A 25170-nucleotide genomic window follows, 5' to 3' on the forward strand; every position below is an offset into this window, starting at 1 on the left:
GGAGCCCGGCTACGTGCTGAGACCCGGCAGGAGACCGCGGGCCCGCTTGCGCTTCAGCAGCACCCGCCTGCTCCCGTCCGAGTAGAGCCGCACGTTCGACAGCTCCCATCCCGCGAACTCGGCGTGGATGGACAGTTGCGTGGCCGCTGCACGGCGCGAGAGACCTGGCGGAAGGCGCAGCGGCCGGTACTCCCAGTCCCCGTCGACCACCTCTGCTGTACTCATAACGCGATCACCTGTATCCCATCTCCTGTGCCGGACGCGACCATCACGCGGCCGGTGCGGGGGTCCACCGCCACGGTGTTGGGCTGGGACACCGTGGGGAACCGGTACTTCTCCTCCGGTTCTTCACCGGCCACGTCGTAGCCGACGACCTCGTTCCGCTCCGTGAGCGTGACCCACGCCAGGTCCCGCTCGGCGTCGTAGGCGATCGCGTACGGGGCGCCCGCCACCGGATAGTTCTGCCGCATCAGCAGTGGGTCGAGGGAGAACGCGAGCAGCGCGCCACCACGGGTGTCGGTGACGAGGACCCGGCCGAACCGGTCGGTGACGGCGTTCGTCGCGCCCTGACCGGCACGCAGGCCCTGGCTGACGCTCGCGCCCGGCACGTCGAGCTCGAACACGGCGTTGCGCAGCCGGTCCAGCACGACCGCGCCCTCGCCGGTCGACAGGACCTGGTCGACGCTCATCATGTCGCCGCTGATCATCCGCTGGACCTCGGCGCCCTCGACGACCGCGACCGCGTGCTCGTCCCGCATCGCGACGAGGATCCGCCCGTCGTGGGGCGCGGTGCCGGCCGGCTCACCGCGGAACGAGCCCGCGGGGCTGGTGCCGCCGTCGACGGCGACGCGCACCACCTGGTGCTCGCCGGCGGCGAGGAAGGCGCCTTCCTCGACGGTGAGCGACCCCGCGGCCACGTCGACGGTCCTCGGGTCACCGAGCGTGTCTGCCAGCGGGTAGAGCCGGAGGGTGTCCTTGCCCGCGACCGCGAGCGTGCCCGACTCCGGTTCGAACGCCATGGCGACGACGTCGTCGGTCAGCGCGGTGACCGCACCGGCCGGCGTGGCGGCGGCGGGTGGCGACACGGCCGCGGTCGCCGCCACGGGGTTGTCCGTCACCATCAGCTCGTCGCCCTGCCGCTCGGACGAACAACCCGAGCCAACCGCCGCGCATACCACCAGCAGCACGGCAACCTTGCGACGCAACATCGACCTCCGGCACGATCCCCGCCCTCGTCGGCGCACCCGTGTCGCGCCGACGGGACATCTGTCCAGCATCCCCTAAAGACGCACAGGACGCTAACCCCTGGCCAGGGTGTCGTGTCGGCTGGCCCGTCAGTGGCGGGCCACGAGCCCGGTCCGCAGGTCGTACACGGCCGTGATGATGCGCGGGCGGACCGTCGCCACCGCGTGTGACCGCCGGGTCAGCTCGTCGGCGACCCGTGTCGTCTGGTTGCGGACGCAGGCCGCCAGGAATCTCTGTTCGTCCGGCACACGTGGGGTGGCGCGGACCGTGGCCTCGATGGCGCGGGCCACGGTGTCGACCGGGCCGGTCACCTCGCTCGAGCCGTCGACCAGGCTGATCGCGGCCCGCACCGCGCCGCACCCGCTGTGGCCGAGGACGACCAGGAGCGGCACGTGCAGGTGTTCGACGGCGTACTCGACGCTGCCGACGACCGCGTCGTCGAGCACCTCACCGACCGCCCGGACCGTGAACAGGTCGCCGAGCCCCTGGTCGAAGACGAGTTCGGCGGGGACGCGGGAGTCGGCGCAGCCCAGCACGCACGCGAACGGGTGCTGCGTGTCGACGAGGCGTGCGCGGTGCGCGGGGTCCTGGCGCGGGTGGTGGGGGCGGCCTGCCGCGAAGCGCTTGTTGCCTGCGACGAGGCGCTGCCACGCGTCGGCGGGCTCGGCGGAGAGGGGAGTGGCGGATGCGGGGAAAGCGGCGTCGGCGGCGACTCCGGTGGCGACGAGGGCACCGAGGCCGAGCAGGGAGCGACGCGACAGCTTTGCATACTCCATACTGCATACATTGCCCGGTCAGTGTGAATCGTGCAACCGTCTGATGACGGAGCGTCAGGTCAGGTGGTGCTCCGGATAGGTCAGCTCGATGTCGCTCACGTCGTCGAGCGCGGCGCGGATCGCGGCGGGCAGGGTGAGCTCCTCGGACACCAGCGACCCGAGCAGCTGCCCGGTGTCGCGCGCGCCGACGACCGCGGAGCACACGCCGGGCCGGTCGCGCACCCATGCCAGCGCCACCGACAGGGGCGAGGTCGCGAGGCCGTCCGCCGCCGTGACCACGGCCTGCACGATCCGTGCGGCCCGTTCGTTGCGGTGGTGGTCGACGTAGGGCGCGAAGTGCGCCGACGCGCCACGCGAGTCGGCGGGCGTCGCAGCGCGGTACTTGCCGGTCAGCACGCCGCGCCCGAGCGGCGCCCACGCCAGCAGCCCGATCCCGTGATGGTCGGCGGCGGGCCCGACCTCGCGCTCGATGCCGCGTTCGAGCAGTGAGTACTCCATCTGGGTGCTCACGATCGTGGCCGGCTTGCCGCGCTGCCGCGTCGCCGCGGTGGCGAGCTGCCAGCCGCTGTAGTTCGACACGCCGGTGTACCGGACCTTTCCGCTGGTCACGGCCGCGTCGAGCGCGGAGAGCGTCTCGTCGAGCGGTACCGCGGTGTCCCACGCGTGGAGCTGCCACAGGTCGATGTGGTCGACGCCGAGCCTGCGCAGCGAACCGTCGAGCGCGCACAGCAGCGCACCCCGGGACGCGCCGCCGCCGAACGGGCCGTCGCCTCGCCGCGCGACCGCTTTGGTGGCGATGACCAGGTCCTCCCGTGGTACGAGGTCGTCGAGTAAGCCGCCCAGGATCCGCTCGGCTTCGCCGTCGGAGTAGACGTCGGCGGTGTCCACCAGCGTCCCGCCGAGGTCGGCGAAGGCCACGAGCTGGCTCGCGGCCTCGTCGGCGTCGGTGTCCTGGCCCCAGGACATGGTGCCCAGGCCGATCCTGGACACCCGCAGCCCGCTGTGCCCGAGGTGTCGTTGCTCCACCGGGCGAAGAGTACGGGCAGGTCCGCGTAGCCGCTGGCAGACTCACCGACATCACAATTGGCCGACCGCCAACCGACGGTAAGGTCCGACCATGCGACTCGGACTGAACATGGGCTACTGGGGTGCGGGCAACGACGCGAACAACCTGGAACTCGCGAAGGAGGCCGACAGGCTCGGCTTCTCCGTGGCCTGGGTTGCCGAGGCGTACGGCTCCGACGCGCCGACGGTGCTGTCGTGGGTGGCGGCGCAGACCGAACGCATCGACGTCGGCTCCGCGATCCTGCAGATCCCCGCACGCCAGCCGACGATGACCGCCATGACCGCGGCGACGCTCGACAGCCTGTCCGGCGGCCGGTTCCGGCTCGGCCTCGGCGTGTCCGGCCCGCAGGTGTCCGAGGGCTGGTACGGCGTGAAGTTCGACAAGCCGCTCGCTCGCACCCGTGAGTACGTCTCGATCGTCAAGCAGGCGCTGCGCCGCGAGCGCGTCTCGTTCGAAGGCAAGCACTTCACGCTGCCCCTGCCGGAGGGCCCCGGCAAGCCGCTGAAGCTGATCGTGCACCCGGTGCGCAGCGAGATCCCCGTCTACCTGGCCTCCATCGGCCCGAAGAACCTCGAGCTGACCGGCGAGATCGCCGATGGCTGGCTCGCGATCTTCTACTCGCCCGAGTACGGCCCCGAGTCGCTCGAGCTGATCAGGAAGGGCCGCGAGAAGGCCGGGAAGACGCTCGAGGGCTTCGACGTCGTGCCCACCGCGCCGCTCGTCGTCGGCGACGACTGGCAGGCCGCGGCGGACCAGATCCGGCCCTACGCCGCGCTGTACGTCGGCGGCATGGGCAGCCGCGAGCAGAACTTCTACAACAACCTCGCCTGCCGGATGGGCTACGAGGCCGAGGCAGCCGAGATCCAGAACCGGTACCTGTCCAAGGACTACTCCGGCGCCGCCGCGAAGGTCCCGCTCGGCTTCCTCGACTCGACCGCGCTGCTGGGTCCCAAGGAGCGGATCGCGGAGAAGATGCAGGCCCTGGCCGAATCGGGGGTCACCACACTGACCGTTTCGCCGGTACTGCAAGATCTTGAGCAAAGCATCGCGGCCCTGCGCGTCGCGGTGGAAGCTCTGGATCTCGCAGGAGTGGGTAGTTGAGCTGGCTCGAAGCCGTCGTTCTCGGTCTCATCCAGGGACTCACCGAATTTCTCCCCATCTCCTCCAGTGCGCACCTGCGGGTCGGCGCGGCCTTCGCCGGCTGGGGCGACCCGGGTGCCGCTTTCACCGCCGTGTCCCAGATCGGGACCGAAACCGCGGTCATCATCTACTTCCGGAAGAAGATCGGCCGGATCTTCGCCGCGTGGTTCCGGTCGTTGCGCAACCCGAGGACCTGGCGCGAGGACCCGGAATCCCGCATGGCGTGGCTGGTGATCGTCGGCACACTGCCGATCGCGATCCTCGGCCTGCTGTTCCAGGAGTCCATCGAGCACGCCTTCCGTGACCTCCGCCTCATCGCGACCACGTTGATCGTCTTCGGTCTGCTGCTCGGCTGGGCGGACTGGATCGGCAAGAAGCGGTACTCGCTGGACCACCTCACCATCCCGCACGGCCTCGCGTACGGCTTCGCGCAGGCGCTCGCGCTGGTTCCCGGCGTGTCGCGCTCGGGTGGCACGGTGACCGCGGGCAGGCTGCTCGGCTACCGGCGTGCCGAGGCGACGGAGTACGCGTTCCTGCTGGCAGTGCCAGCGGTGTTCGCGTCCGGTCTGTACAAGCTGACCGACATCGGCGGCGCGGACGCGCCGGCGTGGGGACCGACGATCGTCGGCACCGTCGTGGCGTTCCTCGTCGGCTACGCGGTGATCGCGTGGCTGATGAAGTACATCACCACGCACAGCTACCTGCCGTTCGTGGTGTACCGGATCCTGCTCGGTGTCGTCCTGCTGGCCCTCGTCGGCTTCGGCGTGCTGGCCCCCGACGCCGGACCCGCTCCGTGACGGCGGGTTAGCCTGACGCCGTGGCTACCGTCGTACTCCTCAGGCACGCCCGCTCGACCGCGAACGGTTCCGGCGTACTCGCCGGCCGTTCACCAGGGGTCGAACTCGACGAGACCGGTCGCGGGCAGGCCGACGCGCTCGTCGCGCGGCTCGACGCCGTCCCGGTCGCCGAGATCGTCTGCTCGCCGCTGCTGCGGTGCGAGCAGACGATCGCGCCGCTCGCGGCCGCGCGGGGGCTCGTCCCGGTCACCGAACCCGGGCTGTCCGAAGTGGACTACGGGGACTGGACGAACCGCGAGCTGAAGGTGCTCGCCAAGGAGAAGCTGTGGTCGGTGGTGCAGCAGCACCCGTCCGCGGCCGTGTTCCCCGGCGGGGAAGGGCTCGCCGCCGTGCAGACCAGGGCCGTGGCGGCGGTGCGTGCGCACGACGCCCGCATAACCGCCGCACACGGCAACGGCGCCGTCTGGTTGCTGTGCAGCCATGGCGACGTGCTCAAGGCGATCCTCGCCGACGCGCTCGGCCAGCACCTCGACACGTTCCAGCGGATCGTGGTCAACCCGGCGTCGGTCTCGGTGGTGCAGTACACCGAGACCAGGCCTTTCGTGCTGCGCATGAACGACAACGGCGGGGAGCTCGCGAGCATCGTGCCCGCCAAACCGCAACCCGAGGACCCGGATGGTCCCCGTCCCGGTGACGCGGTGCCGGGTGGGGTCCCCGGCAGCGCCTCCTGACCCTCGCCCCCGGCCCGTCGTGCACGGGCAGTGAAACGCCGTCACGATCTGGGTCAAACCGCAGGGTGACCGGCCGCGTCTGTGCCAGTATCTGTGCACTCGAAGTCTCCGCTGCGGCGGCACCATAGGAGTGGCGATGACACACCCGTACGGCCAGCAGCCCGATCCGTCGGGCGGATACCCCCAGGGTGGCTACCCACAGGTCCCTGGCCAGGGACAACCCGCTCAGGGCTACCCGCAGAGCCCGCCCTATGGCCAGCCCGCGCAGGGGTATCCGCCGAGCCCGCCGTACGGGCAGCCCGCGCCGGGCTACCAGTACGGCACGATGCCCTCCGCGCCGCCGGAGTACGGCGGCGGGCCGATCCCGCGGCCGGGTGTGGTGACCGCGGCGGCGGTACTCAACTACGTTCAGGGCGGCATCACGCTGGTGCCGACCGTGCTGTTCCTGTCGGTCCTCATCGGGCTCGAGGCAGGCGCGGAGGACGCCGGTCTCCTGTGGATCGCGGTCGTGGCGCAGATCATCGGTGCCGCACTGCTGATCGCGGGCGGTGTGCAGATCATGGGCGGGAAGTCCCGATCGCTCATGGTCGCGGGCACCGCGCTCGAGATCGCCGTCAGCCTCTACTGGATCGTGATGTTCGCGGTCCAGACCAGCGGGGTCGAGGGCGCCGAGTACGGCACGGGCATGGTTGTGGCAAGCGCTATCTTCTTCGCCATCATGCCGACGATCAGCCTCGTACTGTCGCTGGGCGCCAGCACGACACAGTTCCTGCAGTCACGTCGCGGACACTAGGGTCCGCGACCGAGAGGGGTAGTGGAAATGTCACAGCCGTACGGGCAGCAGCCCGGCGACTTCAACCAGGGCCACGGCGCCATGCCGCCCGCGCCGCCGGAGTACAGCAGCGGCCCGGTCACGCGCCCCGGCACCGTGACCACCGCGGCGGTGCTCGCGTTCGTCCAGGCCGGTATCACGCTGATCTGCTCGGTCATCATGATGATCGGCCTCGGTGCCATCGCGGGCGCGATGGACGACGCCGAGACGATCGGCGGCATCGACGTCGACGAGGGCATGCTGGCCGGTCTGTGGATCGTGACCATCGTCGGCCTGATCGGCGCGGGCCTGCTGATCTGGGGCGGTGTCAAGGCGCTGAGCGGCACCGCGGGCCAGCTCCTGGTCATCGCGGCAGGCCTGCAGATCCTGCTGTGCGTCATCTGGCTGGCGGCGTTCCAGGGCGGCATCGTGTCGATCATCCTGGTCGTCATGCCGATCATCATCCTGGTGATGTCGCTTGGCGGGCCCGCCAAGCAGTACGAGGCGTCGCGCAGCGGCCGCGCCTGACGCGTTCTCCCGCACGAAGGGCGTCTCCCCGGTTCCCGGGGTGGCGCCCTTCATCGTGTTCACCTGGCGAGCAGTTCCACCTGGGCGAGCGTGACGGTCGGCGCGCCGGAGCCCTCCGTGATGTCCAGCCGGTACTGCCGGTAGGTGCCGGGGTTGGCCACCGAGAACGGGCGGGTCTGGCGGTGCCAGCGGAACTCCTCGCCGGACCGCTCGTCCAGCACGGTCCAGTGCGCGCCGTCGTCCGAGCCGCGCAGCGTCCACGAGCGGGGGTCGTCGCCGCGGGTGCCCGAGGTCAGCGTGTAGTAGCGGACCATGGCACCCTCGCCGGGCACCCGGTAGGCCAGCCACGGCGTCGGAGTGCGGAACGTGACCTGTGTGCGGCTGTTGTCGTCGAACAGCGGCGCGACGTTGACGCCGTCGCTGCCCTCACCCGCGCCGTCGACGGTGCGGGTGATGTCGTGCATGGTCCCCGGCACCGTGTCGGCCGGCGTGAGCGACGGCGGCAGCGCGTCCGGCCCACAGCCCCAGGCCGACGGTCGCGGACCCATGCGGAAGTCCAGTACGGCACCGTCGGCGAGCACCGAGTGCGGCACGTACACCTTCTCCCACGGCGTGCCGTTGATCGTCAGGCTCTGCACGTACACGTTCTCGGGACTGTTGCCCGGCGCGTTGACGACGATCTCCCTGCCGTTGTCCATGCGCACCACGGCACGGGTGAACAGCGGCGAGCCGATCACGTACGCCGGGCTGCCGACCCGCAGCGGGTAGAAGCCGAGCGCACTGAACAGCCACCACGCCGACATCTCGCCGTTGTCCTCGTCGCCGAGGTAGCCCTGCCCGATCTCGCTGCCCGCGTACAGCCGGGACAGGACCTCGCGGACCTTGGCCTGCGTCTGCCACGCGGCACCGGCGTAGGTGTACATGTACGGGATGTGGTGCGAAGGCTGGTTGCTGTGGCCGTACTGCCCCATCCGGACATCGCGCGCCTCGAGCATCTCGTGGATGGTCTTCCAGTACGCGCCCCGCGCGCGGCCGGTCTCCTGGGTGGCGAAGAACTCGTCGAGCTTCGCGGCGAGCGCGGCGCGGCCACCGGCGAGCGCCGCGAGCCCGGCACCGTCGTGGGGCACGCTGAACGCGGTGTTCCAGCCGTTGGTCTCGACGTAGTCGCCGCCCCACGCCCGCGGGTCGTACTGGTTCGGTGCGTGGCGCAGCCTGCCGTTGTCCTTGCGTCCCTGGAAGAACCCGGTGCCCGGGTCGAACGAGTGCACGTAGCCACGTGCGCGGTCGAGGAAGTACTCGTGGTTCTCGGTGTCGCCGAGCGCGTGCGCGAGCCCGGCGATGGCGAAGTCGTTGACGCAGCCCTCGAGCGTCCACGACAGACCGAACTCGGTGGTGGCCGGCGTGTAGCCGAGGAAGATCGACCGGCCGATGCCCTTGCGGCCGACGCCGGGCCGGTCGGGGACGACGGTCGCGTTGCGCAGCGCGGCCTCGTAGGCGGCCTCGACGTCGAAGTTCCGCACGCCCTTCAGGTAGGCGTCGGCGAAGGCGACGTCGGAGCTGGTGCCGGTCATCAGGTCCGCGTAGCCGGGTGAGGACCAGCGGGCGATCCACCCGCCGTCGCGGTACTGCTGCACGAAACCGTCGATCAGCTCGCCTGCGTGGTTGGGTGTGAGGAGCGCGTACGCGGGCCACACGGTCCGGTAGGTGTCCCAGAAACCGTTGTTGACGTAGATCTTCCCGGCCCGCACGGTCCTCCCGGTGTGTACCGGGGTGTCCTTGCGGGCGGGCGGGGAGAACGGGCTCGCGTACGCGATCGAGGGCACCTCGTCGGTGCCGGTGTTCTCGTGGCCGCGGTTGGGGTAGAGGTAGAGCCGGTACAGGTTGGAGTACAACGTGATCAGCTGGTCCTCGGTCGCGCCGTCGACCCGCACCCGGGAGAGCAGCTCGTCCCACCTGTCCGCGGCCCGGTCGCGCACGTCCTCGAACGTGTCCGAGTCCGCGATCTCCAGCCACAGGTTCTTCTTGGCCTGCGCCACGCTGATCAGCGACGTCGCGATCCGCATGGTGACCACGGTCGGACCGGTGATGTCCGGCTCGAACCGCACGTACCCGCTGACCCGGCGGGACAGACCGCGCCACAGCCTGCCGGTCGCGGCGATCGTGCGGTCGAACGTGGCGTACACGAACAGCCTGCCAGCGCCCTCGGACAGTCCGCTTCGGACATCCGAGTAGCCGGTGACCGTACCCGCCACCGGGTCGATGGCGATCCTGCCGTGCCGGGTGATGTTGTCGAAGACCAGGTTCGCGTCCTCGCCGGGGAACGTGAACCGCATCAGCGCGGCGTGGTCGGTCGGCGCGACCTCCGCGGTGATGCCGCTCGTGAACCGCACGCTGTAGTGGTGCGGGCGGGCGATCTCGTTGCCGTGCCGGAAGGTCAGCGCGCGCTTGCGCCGCCGGGTGCTCGGCCGTTTCGCCGCGGCGGATGGCAGGACCTGGAAGGTCTGCCGGTCGCCCATCCACGGGCTCGGCTGGTGGCTCGCGGAGATCGCCTCGAGCGCGGGCAGGTTCCGGTCGTTGTTGTGCCGGTGGTAGCTGTAGAGCCAGTCCTTCGCGCCCGCGTCGGTGACCGGGGTCCAGAACGTGAAACCGTGCGGCACCGAGGTGGCGGGGATCGTGTTGCCGCGCGAGTACGCCTTCGTGGAGTCCGTGCCCCTGGTGGTGAGCACGTGGTCGACCGGCCGGGGCCGGGCCGAGGGGACGGGCCGGTCGGCGATCGTGACGTCGTCGAGCCAGCCGGAGAACTCGGCGGGGCCGTTCTGGTTGTCGTAGGTGAGCAGTGCGCGGACGGCGACCCTGCCTGCCGCGACCGCGCCGAGCCGGACCACCCGCTGGTTCCACTGGTTCGGTGTGAGCGCCCTGGACCCGCCCTGGCCCTGTGCGGTGAGCGGGAAACCGAGCTGGTCGACCGCGCCGAGCTCGCTGAGCAGGGTGCCGTCGGCGAACGCGAGGTCGAGCGCGACGTAGGTGCTGGGGAAGCGCAGGTCCTCGCCGCTCAACTCGGGGAACACCACGTACGACAGGACCGTGTCCGCGCCGATCGGCAGGTCCAGCAGGAACAGCTTGTTGGTGACACCCGCCGGTCCGCGTGCACCGTGGGTGCCCTGGTAGCGCAGCGCACGCAGGCCGGTGAACCCGACGCCCGGTTTCGCGGTGGCCGGCTTGGCCGGGCCGCCGCCCTCGCGGGTGCTCATCGTGGCACCCGAGGCTCTCGGCGCGCCGCTGCGGTCGAGGTCGGTGGTGTCGATCCAGGTCAGGGGCGGGTCGGTGTTCTCGAACGACGAGAAGAAGCCCGGACTGCTCATTGCGCTCCTGATCACGAGTCGGAGTGCCGTGATCCTATTGGTGCAGAATGCCGGTATGCACCCCGCGCGCAGACTGTGGACCGTTCTCGAACCACTCCACGCCGTCGTGTACTTCGGCGCCGACGTCCGGTCCGCGGGCAAGGCCATCGGCCTGCGCGGGTACTGGGACACCTACTTCGCGTTCCGCGCCGCACCGCTGGGCGCGGTCGCCGCGGCGCCGGTCACCGGCCTGTTCGCGGGGTTCGAGCCCGGGATGGTCGGCCGGTCGCTGCCGTCCGCGTGGTCGCGGGCGTCGGCGGAGACCTGTCTCGCGGCGCGCTCGGCGGTGTCGGCCACCGCGTTGCGGGCGGTCGGGGTGTCCGACGAGAAGTGCGCGAAGGCGGTTGCGCTGCTCTCGTCGCTGGAGCCGGCGCCGACCGGCAGGCCACTCGGTGCGGCGAACGCGGCGCTGCCGCTGCCGGAGGACCCGGTCGCGGCGCTGTGGCAGCTGGCGACGACCGTGCGGGAGCACCGCGGCGACGGGCACGTGGCGGCACTGGTCACCGCGGGTCTGTCCGGACTGGACGCCCTGCACCTGCAGGTGTCGGCGAAGGGCCTCGATCCCGACGCGCTGCGGCAGGTGCGTGGCTGGACGCGGGAGCAGTGGGCGGCGGCGCGGGAGTCGCTCGCCGAGCGGGAACTGCTCGACGCGGACGGGCTCACGATGACCGGCGCCGACGTGCTGGAGTCGGTGGAGGAACTCACCGACGCCGCCGCGTGGCAGGACGGGCTGGCCGGCGTGCCGGTCGACGACGTGGTCGAGGTGCTGGCACCCGCGGCGTTCGCGGTGTGGGACTCCGGTTTGCTGCCGGAGGGCAACCCGATCGGCGTGCCACGTCCTGCTTGACCTCCAGTAAGGTCCAGCCCTTAGCGTCGGCGCCGGAATTGTCGGTGTCTCGTGCGAGGGTGACTTCATGGACATGGAGACCACAGCGTGGATGTCGCTGTACAACACGATGAACGCGACGGACGACCGCCGTCCGTTCTCGAAGGCGACGCTGCGCCGGATCGGTCGGTTCGCGCGGCCGCACAGAAGACTCCTCGGGTGGTTCCTCCTCCTCAGTGTCGTGACCGCCGTGCTTGCGGTGGCCACCCCGGTGCTCGCCGGGTGGGTGGTGAACGCGATCGTCGTGCGGTCCTCGCTGCGGGTCGTGGTCGTGCTGGCGGTACTGATCGCGGTCATCGCCGTCGCGGAGGCCGCGCTGGGGCTGGTCTCGCGGTGGCTGTCGGCCCGGATCGGTGAGGGGCTGATCGTCGACCTGCGCACGTCGGTGTTCGACCACGTACAGCGGATGCCGGTCGCGTTCTTCATGCGCACGCGCACGGGTGCGCTGGTGTCGCGGCTGAACAACGACGTGATCAGCGCGCAGAACGCGTTCAGCAACACGCTGTCCGGGGTGCTGTCGAACGTGGTCATGCTGGTGCTGACACTCGCCGTGATGCTCGGGGTGTCGTGGCAGATCACGCTGATCACCCTGCTGCTGTTACCCGTGTTCGTGGTGCCCGCGCGGCGGATGGGCGCGCGGCTCGCCCGGCTGGAACGCGAGGCGGCGAACCACAACTCGACGATGAGCACGCAGATGACCGAGCGGTTCTCCGCGCCGGGCGCCACGTTGGTGAAGCTGTTCGGGCGGCCGGCCGACGAGTCGGCGGAGTTCGCGCAGCGGGCGAGCCGGGTGCGCGACATCGGCGTGCGGACGGCGATGGTGCAGACGGTGTTCGTGACCGCGCTGACGCTCTCCTCGGCGCTCGCGCTCGCGCTCGTGTACGGCATCGGCGGGTGGTTCGCGTTCGCCGGCACGCTGGAGCCCGGTGCGGTCGTGTCGCTGGCGTTCCTCCTGACCAGGCTGTACGCGCCGCTGACGGCGCTCGCGAGCGCGCGGGTCGAGGTGATGAGCGCGCTGGTGTCGTTCGAGCGGGTCTTCGAGGTGCTGGACCTGAAGCCGCTGATCGACGAGAAGCCTGCGGCGGTGACCGTGCCGCCGGGGCCGGTGTCGGTGGAGTTCGACCACGTGTCGTTCGCGTACCCGGCCGCGTCCTCGGTGTCGCTCGCGTCGCTGGAGGAGGTCGCGAAGCTCGACACGCGCGGCGGTGTCGAGGTGCTGCACGACGTGTCGTTCCGCGCCGAGCCGGGCCAGCTGGTGGCGCTGGTGGGGTCGTCGGGCGCGGGGAAGTCGACGATCGCGTCGCTGATGCCCCGGCTCTACGACGTGGACTCCGGGGCGGTTCGGCTGTCCGGGGTGGATGTCCGGGACCTGTCGTTCGCGTCGCTGCGGGACTCGCTCGGGATGGTGACGCAGGACGGGCACCTGTTCCACGAGTCGGTGCGGTCGAACCTCATGTTCGTCGCGCCGGGGGCGAACGAGGCGGACCTGTGGGACGTGCTGTCGCGGGCCCGGCTCGACGAGCTGGTGCGGTCCCTGCCCGACGGGCTCGACACGATCGTGGGGGAGCGCGGGTACCGGCTCTCCGGCGGGGAGCGGCAGCGGCTGACCATCGCGCGGTTGCTGCTGGCGCGCCCGAGGCTGGTGATCCTCGACGAGGCGACCGCGCACCTGGACTCGACGTCCGAGGCCGCGGTTCAGGAGGCGCTGGCGGAGGCGTTGACCGGACGGACGGCGTTGGTGATCGCGCACCGGTTGTCGACGGTGCGGGCCGCGGACCTCATTCTCGTCATCGAGGGTGGGCGCGTCGTGGAGCGCGGCACCCACGAGTCGCTGCTCGCCGCGGCCGGGCGGTACGAGGAGCTGTACCGGACGCAGTTCGCCCCCGCTGAGGTGACAGCGTCCGGGGACCGGGTCGGCGGGTGAGGTGGACCGTCCGGTACGGCAGGGGTTCGGTCAGGCCTGGTTGATGCGGTTCGGCGGGTCCTCGTGGCTGGGGTCGGCGGGGAGGCCGGTGAGCGCGTCGGTGATCTCGAAGGCGATGGCGGCGGCCGTGTGAGGGTTGTCGGTGGTCAGGATCCGGTGACGGCCGGTCGTGGTGTCGACGGCCAGTTCGTAGCGCGTCCGGTTCATGGCCTTGGCCAACCGGATGGTTCTGGCCGTGAACCACGTCAGTGCGGTCGTGGTGACCAGGGCTGAGACGAGGTCGGGAGACAGGGCCGACACGACCGCCGCCGGGATCAGTCCCAGTGCGACGGTGACCGCGTAGCGCCGCACGGCGGCTCCGCGGTCGGGTGCGTGTTCGGTCGTGATCGCTCGCGTGACGGTGTGCAGCGGATATGCCTTCGCGCCGGCTCGGAGGGTGTCCCCGTCCACCCCGACGTCCAGGTGCTCGCGTTTGGTGGACATGGTCGTTCTCCCCTGTTGCATGTCCTGGTACGCGGAGGCTAACTCCGTGCACGGCGGGGAAGCGGCGCTCGCCATGTTTTGTCACAGAAGTGACCAGTCGGATGATTATGCGCTTGCATGCATGACTATTCTGAGTTCGTGTTCGATGAGCTGATGCGGGCCGGGTGGCCCGCGACGGACGAGGTCGCCGTCGACGGCTGGGTCGCCCGGTTCGCCGGTGGGGTGACCCAGCGCGCGAACTCCGTGCTCCCGTTCGCCGCGCCCGCGGACCTCGGCGCGGCACTGCTGCGTGTCGAGCGGCTCTACGCCACGCGCGGGCTGCCGACGGTGTTCCAGCTCGGGCCCTCGGCCCAGCCCGCCGGTCTCGACGACGTGCTCGCCGCCCGTGGGTACGAGTTCGGGTCGCCGACGTCCATCCAGACGGCGCCGGTTGGCGACGTGCGACCGGATCCCAGCGTTCGGATCGCCGAGTCGCCGTCCGACGAGTGGCTCGACCTGTGGTGGCGGGTGGACGGCCGTGGCGACCAGTCCGCGTTGGACGTCGCGGCCGAGATTCTCTGTGGCGGGCCCGCCTTGTACGCGACCGTGCGGGACACCGCCGGGGTCGCCGCTGTCGGACGGCTCGCGCTGGTGGGGGAGTGGGGCGGCGTGTACTGCATGGCCGTCCGTCCCGGCGTACGCAGGCGCGGTCACGGCGCGGCCGTGCTCTCCGGGCTGCTGGCCGCCGGCCGCGCGTGTGGTGTCACGCGGGCCTGGCTGCAGGTGCGCGCGGAGAACACGGCCGCGTTCTCGCTCTACCGGAAGGCCGGGTTCACCGAGACCTCCCGGTACCACTACCGGTCACACCGTGGACAGGAACCGGTCCAGGACGTTCACCCCGAACCGTAGGCCCTCCACCGGCACGCGTTCGTCGACGCCGTGTGCCATCAGCTTGTGGTCGTGGTCCTCCGGGATGAACAGCGGCGCGAACCCGTAGCAGTCGATGCCGAGACGGGCGAACGCCTTCGCGTCGGTGCCGCCGCCCATGCAGAACGGGACCACGATGCCTTCCGGGTCGAACGCGCGCAGGGCGTCGGCCATCGCGTCGAACCACGGGGTGTCCACCGGGGCCTGGACCGGCGGCTGGCGCTGGACGAACTCGCGGCTGATGCCAGGCCCGAGGACGCGGTCGATCTCCGCGAGCAGGTGGTCCTCGGTGCCCGGCAGGACCCGGGTGTCCACCAGCGCCGACGCGACGCCGGGGATGACGTTCACCTTGTAGCCCGCGGACAGCACCGTGGGGGTGGTGCTGTTGCGGACGGTGTTCTCGATGACCTTCGCGGCCGACCCGAGGCGGCGCAGCGTCTCGTCCATGTCGTCCCAGGCCACCTCGATGCCCAGCGCGGGCGCCGCCCGCTCCAGGAACGCGCGCACCGCGGGCGTCAGGTGCACCGGCCACCGGTGTGCCGCGAGCTTCGACAGCGCGTGCACCAGGGTGACCACCGCGTTGTTCTCGTTGCGCCGGGAGCCGTGGCCCGCCCTGCCGGTCGCGGACAGCCGCAGGTGCGCGGTGCCGCGTTCGGCCGTCGCCACCGGGTACAGGCGGACCTGCCTGCCGTCGGTGTGCGTCGTCCGGACCGTGTAGCCGCCGGACTCGCCGATGGCCACCGCGCAGTCGTCGAACAGGTCGCGGTGCTTGTCCACCAGCCATTGGGCGCCCCACTCGCCGGTGTCCTCCTCGTCGGCGACGAACGCCAGGACGATGTCGCGACGCGGCCGCGTGCCCGTCGCCGACCACCGCGCCAGCACGGTCAGCAGCGCCGCGCACATGTCCTTCATGTCCACGGCACCACGGCCCCACACGAAACCGTCGCGGATCTCGCCCGCGAACGGGTGCACCGACCACTCCGACGCGTCCGCGGGCACCACGTCCAGGTGGGCGTGTACCAGCAGCGGTGCCAGCGCCGGGTCGGTGCCGGGCACCCTGGCCACCACGTTCGCGCGCATCGGGTCCCGCTCCAGCAGCGTTGGGGTGAGGCCCGCGTCGGTCAGGTGCCCGGCCACGAACTCGGCGATCGCGCGTTCACCGTGCAACGACTTGCCATCGCCCAGGTTCGTGGTGTCGAACCTGATCAGCTCCGCGCACAGCTCCTCCACCGCCGGTTCACCCATAACTACCCTCCACGGCCCCGCTCGCGATCGCGGTGACCACCTTGAACGCCTTCATCGCCTCGGTCATGGACGCGGCGTCGAACCCGACCCGCCGCACGTCGAGCTGTTCGACCGTCGGCACCACCGCGGCCGCCGCGGCTAGGTGTGCCGCGTCGAACTCGACCTCGATGCGGTGCCCGCTGATCGTTGCGTCGAAACGTCCGGCCCGCGCCATGGCCATCCTGGACTGCTCCTCGATCGCCGCCGCGGTCACGGTGGGCGGGGTGCAGATCGCCGCGTACCGGCTCACGCACTCCTTGACCGCGACCGTCCGCGCGCCGGGCACGTAGTCGTTGGCGTCCACGCAGGTCAGGTCGTCGCCGGTGACCAGGAGGACCGGCACGCCGTGCTCGGCCGCGAGTGCCGAGTTGAGCCTGCCCTCGCTGGCGTGGACGCCGTCGAGCCACACGCCGGTGATCTGGTTGGGCAGGTAGGTGTGGGACAGCACACCCTCGACCCCGGCGCCGGTGTGGTACCCGAGGAACACCACGCCGTCCACACCAGAGTCGATGCCCTGCATCATCGACAGCGGCTTGTGTTTCCCGGTGAGCATCCGCGCCCTGGTGTCGAGGTCCTCCAGCAGCACGTTGCGCTGACTGGAGTGCGCCTCGTTCACCAGGACGTCGGTGGCGCCGCCCGCGTACAACCCGGCGACGCAGGCATTCACGTCGCTGGTGAACATCGGGCGGAAGCGTTGCCACTGTTCTGTTCCGACCTGCACGTCCGCCGTCCAGGTGACGCCGCTGGCGCCTTCCATGTCGGCTGAAATCATGATCCGCACGGTCCCACGTTACGTCTTGGCACCCGTTGCCGACACAGATTGACTTCAAGGGGCCATAGGTGGTTACTTCCTCTCAACTTACGAGGAAGAGGTGATCGTCGTGAGATCGAGGCTACTGGCGCTCGGTGTCACCCTGATGGCGTCGGCCCTGGTCATGGCCCCGGTGGCGGTGTCAGCCAGCGCGGCGCCGGCCAGTGCGCGGACAGCCGGGGCGGCGAGCGGCCAGGACGGCAAGATACTCCGGATCGGGGTCAGCCGAGAGGTGGACACGCTCAACCCGTTCATCTCCATCACCCTGATGGGTACCAGCATCCTGCGGTACCAGTTCGAGTTCCTGACCACCTACAGCCAGGGCTCGATGACCCCCGAGGGCGCGCTCGCCGAGAAGTGGGAGACGTCGGAGGACAAGCTGACCTGGACCTACCACATCCGCAAGGACATGAAGTGGTCGGACGGCCAGCCGGTCACCGCGAAGGACGCGGCCTGGACCTTCCAGAAGATGCTGGACGACGAGACCGCCCAGACCGCGAACGGCAGCTACATCCAGCAGTGGGAGTCGGTCACGGCCACCGACGACTGGACGCTGGAGATCAGGACCAAGGTTCCGCAGGCGACGATGGACGCCCTCGACATCCCGATCGTGCCCGAGCACGTGTGGTCGAAGATGTCCGACATCAGCGCCGCCCCCGAACTCCCGATGGTCGGCAACGGGCCGTACTACGTCACCGAGTTCAAAGAAGCCCAGTTCACCAAGATGAAGGCCAACGAGAACTACTGGCGCGGAGCTCCCAAGGTCGACGAGGTCCACTTCATCTACTACAGCAACTCCGACGCCGCGGTGTCCGCGCTGCAGAGCGGCGAGGTCGACCTGATCAACCCGCTCACGCCGACGCAGTACGACGCGTTGCAGGGCGACCCGGAAATCCAGCTCAACAACGCGCAGAACCGCCGGTTCAACGAGCTGCTGATCAACCCGGGTGCCGCCACCAACGACGGCACCCCGATCGGCGACGGCAACCCCGCGCTCAAGGACATCAAGCTGCGGCAGGTGATCGCACAGGCGATCGACACCAAGACGCTCGTCGACAAGGTGTGGAGCGGCTACGCCACCGAGGCCGCGGGTTACATCCCGCCGATGTTCTCCGACTTCGCGTGGAAGCCGACCGGGGACCAGGTGCGGAAGTTCGACCTCGACGCGGCGAACAAGGCGCTCGACGAGGCGGGCTACAAGAAGGGCTCGGACGGCATCCGGCTCGACAAGCAGGGCAAACCGCTGAACCTGCGGCTGCTCACGCACGCCGAACGGGACATCGACGAGAACGCGAGCCCGTTCATCAAGGGCTGGCTGAAGGAGATCGGCATCGAGGTCACCATCGAGCCGAAATCGGACAACCAGGTCAACGAGGAGACCACCCGCGGCCAGTTCGACCTGGCGATCTCCGGGTGGAGCGCCAACCCCGACCCGGACTACGTGCTGTCGCTGCAGACCTGCGCCAACCGGCCCAACGCCGACGGAACGGGCGCCACACCGGACTCGTTCCTGTGCAACGAGGAATACGACGCCCTGTACGCCGAGCAGCTGTCGGAGTTCGACCGGGGCAAGCGGATCGACATCATCAAGCAGATGCAGGCGCTGCTCCACGACCAGGCCACGCTGGTGATCTTCGGCTACGACAACGCCCTCGAGGCGTTCCGCAAGGACAAGTTCGAAGGGTTCCCCCAGCAGCCGACGGGCACCGGCGTGATCATGTTCCAGCAGAGTTACTGGGGCCTGCTCGGTGCCACGCCGAAGGGTGAGGGACCGGTGCCGGTGTACGACGGCAGCCAGAGCGCCGAGTCCGGCGAGGACACCACGGACGCGGCGGGTGAGGACAGCAGCAACACCGGGCTGGTCCTCGGCATCGTCGGTGGCGTGCTCGTCGTGGTCCTCGTCGTCGGCCTGCTGGTCGTCCGAGGGCGTCGCAAGACGGCCGACGACCGCGAATAGTCAGTAGCAAAGGAAAACTGTGTCGGACATCCTCACCCCGACCGAGGAGGCACTGGCAGAGGCTCCGCCACCCACCCGTGGTGGCGGAGCCCTCCGCTACGTGCTGACGAAGATCGGCGGCGGCCTGATCAGCTTCGCCCTGGTGATCGTGCTGGGCTTCCTGCTCTTCCGCGCACTGCCCGGCGACGTGGTCGCGACCATGTTCCGCGGTCGCCCGGCGACCGCGGAGATGATCGCGAACCTCAAGCACCAGTACGGGCTGGACCTCCCGCTGTGGCAGCAGTTCGTCAACTACCTCGGCGACCTGTCCCGCGGCGACCTCGGCGACTCGTACGTGTACCGGGTGCCGGTGCTGCAGAAGATCGGGGAGCGGTTCTGGCCGACGGTGCTGCTGGTCGGCGTCTCAACGCTCATCTCGGTGGCACTCGGGCTGTGGCTGGGCACCCGGTCGGGGTGGCGGCGGGGGAGCCGGTTCGACCGGATCAGCACCGGCGTCGCCCTGGCCCTGTGGTCGACGCCGACGTTCTGGCTCGGCATGCTCCTGCTCGCGGCCACGACCGGGCTGTTCCCGACGGCCGGCATCGTCTACTCCGACACCCCGCCCGACTTCCTCTCCCAGGCGCTCGACATCGCCCACCACATGGTGCTGCCGACGATCACGATGGTCGCGGTCACCTACGCGCAGTACCAGCTGGTCATGCGGTCCTCGCTGATCGAGGAGATGGGCGCGGACTACCTCACCACCGCCCGCGCCAAGGGGCTTCGGGACGACGAGGTGCGGCGCAAGCACGCCGTGCCCAACGCACTGCTGCCGACGGTCACGCTGGTGTTCCTGCACATCGGGTTCGTGATCGCGGGCGCCATCAGCGTCGAGACCGTCTTCTCCTGGCCCGGCCTTGGCCGGTTGACCTACGACGCGCTCCGCGTCGGTGACCTGCCGTTGCTGCAGGGCACCTTCGTGGTGCTGGCAGGTGCGGTGATCGTCATGAACGTGCTCGCGGACCTGCTGTACCGCGTGCTCGACCCCAGGGTGCGTGCGTCATGACCGCCCCGTCCCCACGCGCACTGGCCTGGCGCCGCCGCGGTGCCGCGTTCGCCACCGGGTGGCGGGAGTTCGCCAAGCAGCGCTCCGGGCTGGTCGGACTCGGGCTGCTCACGGTCATCGTGCTGCTCGCGATCCTCGCGCCGGTCATCACCGACCGCGACGGCCTGGATGTCACCAAGGCCACCGGCGACCGGATGGAGTCGCCGAGCTGGGAGTTCCTGCTCGGCACCGACCGGCCCGGCCGCTCGGTGCTGCTGCTGACGCTGTGGAGCGCGCGGATCTCGCTGACGGTCGGGTTCGTCGCGACGCTGCTCTCGGTCGCGATCGGCACGGTCATCGGGATCCTGGCCGCGCACTACGGCCGCTGGGTGTCCGCGGGCCTGATGCGGATCACCGACTTCTTCCTCGTGCTGCCCTCGCTGGTGCTCGCGATCGCGCTGTCGACCGTGCTGGAACGCGGCATCGGCACGATCATCCTGGCGATCGGGCTGACGTCGTGGCCGTCCGCGGCCCGGCTCGTGCGCGCACAGACACTGACCATCGAGGCGCGGCCGTACATCGAACGCTCGAAGGCGCTCGGCGGCGGGCACTTCCACGTGATCTCCAAACACGTGCTGCCCGCGGTGCTGCCGCTGGTGTTCGTGAACACGACCCTGGCGGTCGGTTCCGCGATCGTCGCCGAGTCCACGCTGTCGTTCCTCGGGCTCGGCGACCCCGACCCGATGCGGCCCTCGTGGGGCTCGATGCTGCGGTCGGCGTGGCTCGACTCGGCGATCATCGCGGGCGCCTGGTGGTACCTGTTGCCACCCGGCATCGCGATCGGCATCGTCGTGCTGGCGTTCACCATGTGCGGACGGGCACTGGAATCCGTTCTCAACCCACGACTGCGGGAGGGCTGACGTGCCGCTGCTCGAACTGCGGGACCTGTCGGTCCGGTACCGGAACCGGGACGTGGAGGCCGTGCGCGGCGTGCACCTCACGCTCGACGCGGGCGAGAAGCTCGGGCTGGCCGGGGAGTCCGGCTGCGGGAAGTCCACGCTCGCCATGTCGGTGCTGCGGCTGTTGCCCGCCAACGCCGACATCAGCGGCGAGATCCTCCTGGACGGCGAGGACGTCACCACGATGAGGTGGGGCCGCCTGCGTGCCGTGCGGTGGACCTCGGCCGCGATCGTGTTCCAGGGCGCCATGCACGCGCTCAACCCGGTGCGCCGGGTCCGCGACCAGATCGCCGAGCCGATCGAGCTGCACAGCAGGACCGAGTTCTCGGCCTCCGAGCTGCGCAAGCGGGTGCACGAGCTGCTCGCGCAGGTGGAGCTGCCGCCGGAGAAGGGCGACGCGTACCCGCACGAGCTCTCCGGTGGGCAGAAGCAGCGGGTCATGATCGCGATGGCACTGGCGTGCGAGCCCCGCCTGGTGATCGCCGACGAGCCGACCACCGCGCTCGACGTGATCGTGCAGGCCCAGGTCCTCGCGCTGCTGTCGGACCTGGTCGCGAAGAAGGACATCGGGCTGATCATGATCAGCCACGACCTCGCGGTGCTGGCCTCCACGTGCGAGCGGCTCGCCGTGATGTACCGGGGCGAGCTGGTCGAGGAGGGTTCGTCGGCGGAGGTGATCGCCAACCCCCGGCACATCCACACCAGGACGCTGGCCGCCGCGTTCCCGACGGTCGGCGACCCGGTGTCCCGGTACGCGCCTGCCGCGGGCACCGCGCTCCCGGACGAGGTGCCCGCACCGGGCGGGGAACTGCTGCGCACCACCGACCTGCGCGTGACGTTCCGCACGAGAGGAGTCACCCACGCCGTGGCTGGGGTGGACCTGTCGGTGCGGCGGGGCGAGATCGTCGCGCTGGTCGGCCAGTCCGGGTCGGGCAAGACCACCCTGGCCAGGGCCATCCTCGGGCTGCAGGAAGCGACGTCGGGTCAGGTGACCTACGACGGGAAGCCGGTGCCGCGCTCGTCCCGCGGGCTGAAGGCATACCGGCGCCACGTGCAGCTGGTGCTGCAGGACCCGACGAGCGCGCTCAACCCGAGGCACTCCGTGTACGAGTCGATCGCCGAGGGGCTGCGCATCCACAAGGTGCCCGGCGACGAACGGGAACACGTCGCTGCGGCGCTGGACGCGGCCGAACTGCGGCCCCCGGAGGAGTTCATGCCGCTGCTGCCACACCAGCTCTCGGGTGGCCAGCGGCAACGGGTGGTGATCGCGGGCGCACTCGCGCTGGAGCCGAAACTGCTGGTGGCCGACGAGCCGGTGGCGTCCCTGGACGCGTCGGTGCGCGGCGAGATCCTGGCCCTCCTGCTGCGGCTGCGGGCCAGGCTCGGCCTCGCCGCGCTGGTCATCACCCACGACCTTGGCCTGGCGTGGAACATCGCCGACCGGGTCGCGGTGATGTACCGGGGCGAACTGGTCGAGGTCGGCCCGGTGGACGAGGTGCTGAACGACCCCAAGCACTCGTACACACAGTCGCTGCTGGCCGCACTCCCGACCACCCACCCGAAGGAAACCGACGTCACGAGCGGGTGAAACCCCTGGTTGACGGCCAGTGCCGACAGCGATACTCAGGGTGACACCTGGGGGCGTTGAATGGCGGGCAGGACAACGACGCGGATCGTGGTCGGGGTCGCGGTGGTCGGCGCGGTCGCCTACCTCGCACCGGAGGCCGTGGACAAGGTCGGCACTTTCCTCGGCGACGCGGTAGGGGCGAACGACGCGGTCGTCATCGGCGAAGGCGAGCACGCACTGATGGTCGCGGCCAACGCGAAAGCCAAGGTGGTCAATTGCGCCACCGAGGCCATCGTCGCCCAGAAATCCTGCGACGACCTGCGGGTTCTCGTGGTGGACGCGGCACGGATGCCGTTCATCGCCAGGAACACGAAACTGGCGTGGGAATCCGGTCTACCGGCGATGCTCACCATGGAGAGGAGCAAGCAGGAAGCCAACCGCAAAGCAGCATGTCCACGCAGCTTCCGGGGAAGCCATGGCGGACAATGCGACGAGTACCCCATGGCCAGTACCTCGGAAGGGGGGATGGATGTCAGGACAGAAGAAGTGCCGCCCCGGGAGAACCGATGCCAGGGTGGGTCCTACGTCCGTCAGCACCCGCCGGATGGTCAGCGGTTCCTGGTTGTGATCAGCCACCCGGAGCTGATCACAACCGCGCCGTACGCCGGTGTCGACATCGCGGCCAAGAGGGACTGCGGCTAGTGGCGCGAATGTCGGTTGATGCTCTGGTCGGCAACTACTCCTGGGTCAACGAGATCGAGGGGTGGACGGTGTCGGTGATGCGGTCACGTCCGACCGCCGAGGTGATCCGGGTCTACGGTCGAGATCAGGAAGTACCGCTGGGTGACGTCCCGTTTGCCGACATGGATCGTCATCGCGGACCCGATACCGGTGCTGTCGAACTGTTCGTGCAGGTCGTGCGGCACGAACAGTGCACTGTGACGCTCGAGCACAACGGGTGGAGTGGTGCGCTGCCGGAGATCGCCCGACGTTGTTCCGCGGACGGCGGATGGTTCTTCAGCGTCTACTGGAACATCCATGCCGCGGGGATGGTCACGCAGGCGATCGACGGGCACATCACCGCCCAGTTCGAACCGCTGTATCCCATGACGCCGGATGTGCAGCCGGGGGAGCGGCGGCCGGCATGGGCCATCGGGCCGGAGGTCGAGCTGGGACTGACGCGACAGGTGTGCATGGCTCAGCTGGAACAGCAGACCGGAGTCGCGGTTCGCCAGGAGTGGCTCACCGAGCCGCTGCCGACGTACCGGATCCCCGAACCGTACTGGCTGTACCGGGACGTCGAGGGGGCCGACCGGATCTGAGGGGTCACGAGGCCGGGACGTGCTCCTGGCCGTAGAACCACAGGATTTCCTCGAACGCCAGCGCGTTGTGGGTGTCGTACCGGCTGTTGGCGTCCAGTTCGACCAGGTACGCGCTGTACCGGCCGTCGTCGTACTGTTCGCGGGTGGCGGTCTCGATGGCCCAGGTCCGAAGACCCTCGGTCAGGTCGGTGACGTCGCCGGTGACCTCCACCCGTGCGCGGGTGCGGTCCCACGTGAACGAGCCGGTGCCCTGTTCCTCCGTCAACACGTACCCGTGCTTCATGTGCCCGTTCCTTCCAGCGATACCGTGCGATGTACACCAGAGCTTAAAACTGAAACTTCAGTTCAGCGTGGATCTATCGGGTGAACTTCCTTGCAGACCACAAGACGCTGCGTAGTAGCTTCACGGTGAAATTTCGTCGTGAAGGGAGTCAGTGGAGTGGCTGGCAAGGGGAAGACGGTCAGCAGCAACCGGCGTGAGGTGGGCGCCGCGTTGCGCAGCTTCCGCAAACGGGCGGGCATCGATCGGCTCGAGGACGCCGCCGTGCTCATCGACGTCAGCGCGGTCACGATGGGCCGCATCGAGAAGGGCGAGGCGCCGATCAACCGCGCCAGCCTCGGGGTGCTCGCCGACCGTTATGGCCTCAACGGGCACGAACGTGACGCCCTCATGGAGCTGGCCCGCCAGACCCGCGGCAAGCGCGGCGCCTTCCCGGCGTACTTCAGCGTGAAGTCCCGCGCGATGCTGGAACTGGAGGCCGAGGCGACGGACCTGTTCGTCGTCACCATCGACCTGATCCCCGCGCACTTCCAGACCGAGCGCTACATGCAGGCGTTGTTCGAAGGAAACGGCGAAGGGCTGCCCCAGTTGGAGATCGACCGGCTCAAGCGCGTCCGGATCGACCGGCAGGCCATTCTCGATCAGCCGAAACCGCCGCGGGTGCGCGCGGTCATCCACGAAACCGCGTTGCGGCTGCCCATAGGCGGCCAGGACGTCATGCACGAGCAGTTGCTGCACCTGGCGGCGACCAGCGAGTTGCCCAACGTCGAGATACAGATTCAACCGACCGCCGCGGGCATGTACCCCGGCATCGGCACCACGTTCACGCTCCTGCGTCTCGACAACGACCTGTCTACGGACCGCGTGCAGGTGGACAGCCCCGGCGACAACATCTATCGGGATCGAGTGACGACAACCGAGCCCTATAGACTGAGCTGGGAGCGTAAACGAGTCGCGGCGCTGAGCCTTCCGGCCTCCAAGGCGCTCGTTCTCAACGCCGCCGCCGAGTTCGCTCCCGGTACCGGGTAGCAACACACCTGACGGGTGAGGGCAGTGACACTGATCTGGCGCAAGTCCAGCCGAAGCGGCGGTGGGAGCGGTAACGGGGGCGGCGGTGACTGCGTCGAGGTGGCCTTCGGGCCGCGCGGGCCGCTGATGCGGGACAGCAAGACCGGCGAGCACGGCCGGCTCCTCCATGCGAGCCCCGCCGCGTTCGCCGCACTGGTCACCGCGCTCAAACGCTGATCACTACCGGTGGTGCCCTCTCCGACA

Annotated in this window: 25 protein-coding genes; 16 read left to right on the forward strand and 9 right to left on the reverse strand. The window is 69.9% G+C overall.

From position 1 onward, the window contains the following. Positions 1-9: 9 nt before the first annotated feature. From ACFPCV_RS00225 to ACFPCV_RS00240, 4 genes are all read right to left on the reverse strand, one after another. Complete coding sequence (locus ACFPCV_RS00225) at positions 10-225, reverse strand: DUF5703 family protein (protein WP_378053135.1); 216 nt, start codon at positions 223-225, stop codon at positions 10-12. Continuing rightward, a complete protein-coding gene (locus ACFPCV_RS00230) occupies positions 222-1208 on the reverse strand; it encodes a YncE family protein (RefSeq protein ID WP_378053137.1) in 987 nt (328 codons plus the stop codon). The genes ACFPCV_RS00225 and ACFPCV_RS00230 overlap by 4 nt, the downstream gene beginning before the upstream one ends. Positions 1209-1334: 126 nt before the next feature. Beyond that, on the reverse strand, positions 1335-2021 hold the full coding sequence (locus ACFPCV_RS00235) for a carbonic anhydrase (protein ID WP_378053139.1): 687 nt from the start codon (positions 2019-2021) through the stop codon (positions 1335-1337). Between the two features lie 54 nt (positions 2022-2075). Next, entirely contained in the window at positions 2076-3047 is a 972-nt protein-coding gene (locus ACFPCV_RS00240) for an aldo/keto reductase (RefSeq protein WP_378053141.1), read from the reverse strand. Positions 3048-3138: 91 nt separating this feature from the next. Between ACFPCV_RS00240 and ACFPCV_RS00245 the strand changes: the two genes are divergently transcribed. From ACFPCV_RS00245 to ACFPCV_RS00265, 5 genes are all read left to right on the forward strand, one after another. Beyond that, a complete protein-coding gene (locus ACFPCV_RS00245) occupies positions 3139-4188 on the forward strand; it encodes an LLM class F420-dependent oxidoreductase (protein ID WP_378053143.1) in 1050 nt (349 codons plus the stop codon). Continuing rightward, positions 4185-5024: an undecaprenyl-diphosphate phosphatase gene (locus tag ACFPCV_RS00250; protein ID WP_378053144.1), complete on the forward strand. Its 840-nt coding sequence runs from the start codon at positions 4185-4187 to the stop codon at positions 5022-5024. Before ACFPCV_RS00245 ends, ACFPCV_RS00250 begins: the two co-directional genes overlap by 4 nt. 20 nt (positions 5025-5044) lie before the next feature. Continuing rightward, on the forward strand, positions 5045-5755 hold the full coding sequence (locus ACFPCV_RS00255) for a histidine phosphatase family protein (RefSeq protein WP_378053146.1): 711 nt from the start codon (positions 5045-5047) through the stop codon (positions 5753-5755). Between the two features lie 136 nt (positions 5756-5891). Next, positions 5892-6548, forward strand: coding sequence for a hypothetical protein (locus tag ACFPCV_RS00260; protein WP_378053148.1), 657 nt, complete (start codon positions 5892-5894; stop codon positions 6546-6548). A 27-nt stretch (positions 6549-6575) separates the two neighbouring features. Beyond that, on the forward strand, positions 6576-7094 hold the full coding sequence (locus ACFPCV_RS00265) for a hypothetical protein (RefSeq protein ID WP_378053150.1): 519 nt from the start codon (positions 6576-6578) through the stop codon (positions 7092-7094). 59 nt (positions 7095-7153) lie between these two features. Here ACFPCV_RS00265 and ACFPCV_RS00270 read toward each other — a convergent pair whose 3' ends face one another. Then, positions 7154-10456 (reverse strand): GH92 family glycosyl hydrolase, encoded by a 3303-nt coding sequence (locus ACFPCV_RS00270; protein ID WP_378053151.1) that lies wholly within the window; start codon positions 10454-10456, stop codon positions 7154-7156. A 55-nt stretch (positions 10457-10511) separates the two neighbouring features. On the opposite strand from ACFPCV_RS00270, the gene ACFPCV_RS00275 reads away from it, so the two are divergent. Continuing rightward, positions 10512-11342, forward strand: a complete 831-nt coding sequence (locus tag ACFPCV_RS00275; protein WP_378053153.1) for an SCO6745 family protein — start codon at positions 10512-10514, stop codon at positions 11340-11342. A gap of 73 nt (positions 11343-11415) precedes the next feature. Then, entirely contained in the window at positions 11416-13305 is a 1890-nt protein-coding gene (locus tag ACFPCV_RS00280; protein ID WP_378054996.1) for an ABC transporter ATP-binding protein, read from the forward strand. A 30-nt stretch (positions 13306-13335) separates the two neighbouring features. Here ACFPCV_RS00280 and ACFPCV_RS00285 read toward each other — a convergent pair whose 3' ends face one another. After that, positions 13336-13788: a DUF6232 family protein gene (locus tag ACFPCV_RS00285; protein WP_378053155.1), complete on the reverse strand. Its 453-nt coding sequence runs from the start codon at positions 13786-13788 to the stop codon at positions 13336-13338. A gap of 117 nt (positions 13789-13905) precedes the next feature. Here ACFPCV_RS00285 and ACFPCV_RS00290 point away from each other — a divergent pair, with 117 nt between their 5' ends. Continuing rightward, entirely contained in the window at positions 13906-14676 is a 771-nt protein-coding gene (locus tag ACFPCV_RS00290; protein WP_378053157.1) for a GNAT family N-acetyltransferase, read from the forward strand. Here ACFPCV_RS00290 and ACFPCV_RS00295 read toward each other — a convergent pair. Then, complete coding sequence (locus ACFPCV_RS00295; protein WP_378053159.1) at positions 14629-15939, reverse strand: M20/M25/M40 family metallo-hydrolase; 1311 nt, start codon at positions 15937-15939, stop codon at positions 14629-14631. The genes ACFPCV_RS00290 and ACFPCV_RS00295 overlap by 48 nt on opposite strands. Next, positions 15932-16759, reverse strand: coding sequence for a M55 family metallopeptidase (locus tag ACFPCV_RS00300; protein WP_378053161.1), 828 nt, complete (start codon positions 16757-16759; stop codon positions 15932-15934). Before ACFPCV_RS00300 ends, ACFPCV_RS00295 begins: the two co-directional genes overlap by 8 nt. A gap of 100 nt (positions 16760-16859) precedes the next feature. Here ACFPCV_RS00300 and ACFPCV_RS00305 point away from each other — a divergent pair, with 100 nt between their 5' ends. The 6 genes from ACFPCV_RS00305 to ACFPCV_RS00330 all read left to right on the forward strand — a co-directional run bounded on the left by ACFPCV_RS00305 (position 16860) and on the right by ACFPCV_RS00330 (position 23618). After that, a complete protein-coding gene (locus ACFPCV_RS00305; protein WP_378053163.1) occupies positions 16860-18746 on the forward strand; it encodes an ABC transporter substrate-binding protein in 1887 nt (628 codons plus the stop codon). A 28-nt stretch (positions 18747-18774) separates the two neighbouring features. Then, positions 18775-19791: an ABC transporter permease gene (locus ACFPCV_RS00310; protein ID WP_378054997.1), complete on the forward strand. Its 1017-nt coding sequence runs from the start codon at positions 18775-18777 to the stop codon at positions 19789-19791. Beyond that, positions 19788-20690 (forward strand): ABC transporter permease, encoded by a 903-nt coding sequence (locus ACFPCV_RS00315; protein WP_378053165.1) that lies wholly within the window; start codon positions 19788-19790, stop codon positions 20688-20690. The genes ACFPCV_RS00310 and ACFPCV_RS00315 overlap by 4 nt, the downstream gene beginning before the upstream one ends. A 1-nt stretch (position 20691) precedes the next feature. Further along, entirely contained in the window at positions 20692-22317 is a 1626-nt protein-coding gene (locus ACFPCV_RS00320) for a dipeptide ABC transporter ATP-binding protein (protein WP_378053167.1), read from the forward strand. Between the two features lie 87 nt (positions 22318-22404). Then, positions 22405-22998 carry a NucA/NucB deoxyribonuclease domain-containing protein gene (locus tag ACFPCV_RS00325; RefSeq protein ID WP_378053169.1) on the forward strand — a complete coding sequence of 198 codons (594 nt, stop codon included), beginning with the start codon at positions 22405-22407 and terminating at the stop codon, positions 22996-22998. A gap of 8 nt (positions 22999-23006) precedes the next feature. Then, a complete protein-coding gene (locus ACFPCV_RS00330) occupies positions 23007-23618 on the forward strand; it encodes a DUF6461 domain-containing protein (protein ID WP_378053171.1) in 612 nt (203 codons plus the stop codon). Positions 23619-23622: 4 nt separating this feature from the next. Here the strand turns inward: ACFPCV_RS00330 and ACFPCV_RS00335 are convergent, their stop codons facing one another. Beyond that, the gene (locus ACFPCV_RS00335) at positions 23623-23901 is read right to left on the reverse strand and encodes a hypothetical protein (protein WP_378053173.1); all 279 of its coding nucleotides are present in this window, start codon (positions 23899-23901) and stop codon (positions 23623-23625) included. A 156-nt stretch (positions 23902-24057) separates the two neighbouring features. Between ACFPCV_RS00335 and ACFPCV_RS00340 the strand changes: the two genes are divergently transcribed. Together ACFPCV_RS00340 and ACFPCV_RS00345 are read left to right on the forward strand one after the other, a co-directional pair. Further along, positions 24058-24927, forward strand: a complete 870-nt coding sequence (locus tag ACFPCV_RS00340; protein ID WP_378053175.1) for a helix-turn-helix domain-containing protein — start codon at positions 24058-24060, stop codon at positions 24925-24927. A 15-nt stretch (positions 24928-24942) separates the two neighbouring features. Further along, on the forward strand, positions 24943-25143 hold the full coding sequence (locus ACFPCV_RS00345; protein WP_378053177.1) for a DUF397 domain-containing protein: 201 nt from the start codon (positions 24943-24945) through the stop codon (positions 25141-25143). The last annotated feature ends 27 nt before the right edge of the window (positions 25144-25170 follow it).

This window comes from Actinophytocola glycyrrhizae, from assembly GCF_042653545.1.
Classification (GTDB): Bacteria; Actinomycetota; Actinomycetes; order Mycobacteriales; family Pseudonocardiaceae; genus Actinophytocola; species Actinophytocola glycyrrhizae.

Bases quoted from the DNA above. Each gene is read 5' to 3' on its own strand.
- ACFPCV_RS00225 (WP_378053135.1), bottom strand. From the start codon at position 225: ATGAGTACAGCAGAGGTGGTCGACGGGGACTGGGAGTACCGGCCGCTG.
- ACFPCV_RS00245 (WP_378053143.1), top strand. From the start codon at position 3,139: ATGCGACTCGGACTGAACATGGGCTACTGGGGTGCGGGCAACGACGCG.
- ACFPCV_RS00265 (WP_378053150.1), top strand. From the start codon at position 6,576: ATGTCACAGCCGTACGGGCAGCAGCCCGGCGACTTCAACCAGGGCCAC.
- ACFPCV_RS00315 (WP_378053165.1), top strand. From the start codon at position 19,788: ATGACCGCCCCGTCCCCACGCGCACTGGCCTGGCGCCGCCGCGGTGCC.
- ACFPCV_RS00285 (WP_378053155.1), bottom strand. From the start codon at position 13,788: ATGTCCACCAAACGCGAGCACCTGGACGTCGGGGTGGACGGGGACACC.
- ACFPCV_RS00230 (WP_378053137.1), bottom strand. From the start codon at position 1,208: ATGTTGCGTCGCAAGGTTGCCGTGCTGCTGGTGGTATGCGCGGCGGTT.
- ACFPCV_RS00275 (WP_378053153.1), top strand. From the start codon at position 10,512: ATGCACCCCGCGCGCAGACTGTGGACCGTTCTCGAACCACTCCACGCC.
- ACFPCV_RS00270 (WP_378053151.1), bottom strand. From the start codon at position 10,456: ATGAGCAGTCCGGGCTTCTTCTCGTCGTTCGAGAACACCGACCCGCCC.
- ACFPCV_RS00330 (WP_378053171.1), top strand. From the start codon at position 23,007: ATGTCGGTTGATGCTCTGGTCGGCAACTACTCCTGGGTCAACGAGATC.
- ACFPCV_RS00295 (WP_378053159.1), bottom strand. From the start codon at position 15,939: ATGGGTGAACCGGCGGTGGAGGAGCTGTGCGCGGAGCTGATCAGGTTC.
- ACFPCV_RS00260 (WP_378053148.1), top strand. From the start codon at position 5,892: ATGACACACCCGTACGGCCAGCAGCCCGATCCGTCGGGCGGATACCCC.
- ACFPCV_RS00280 (WP_378054996.1), top strand. From the start codon at position 11,416: ATGGAGACCACAGCGTGGATGTCGCTGTACAACACGATGAACGCGACG.
- ACFPCV_RS00290 (WP_378053157.1), top strand. From the start codon at position 13,906: ATGCATGACTATTCTGAGTTCGTGTTCGATGAGCTGATGCGGGCCGGG.
- ACFPCV_RS00335 (WP_378053173.1), bottom strand. From the start codon at position 23,901: ATGAAGCACGGGTACGTGTTGACGGAGGAACAGGGCACCGGCTCGTTC.
- ACFPCV_RS00235 (WP_378053139.1), bottom strand. From the start codon at position 2,021: ATGGAGTATGCAAAGCTGTCGCGTCGCTCCCTGCTCGGCCTCGGTGCC.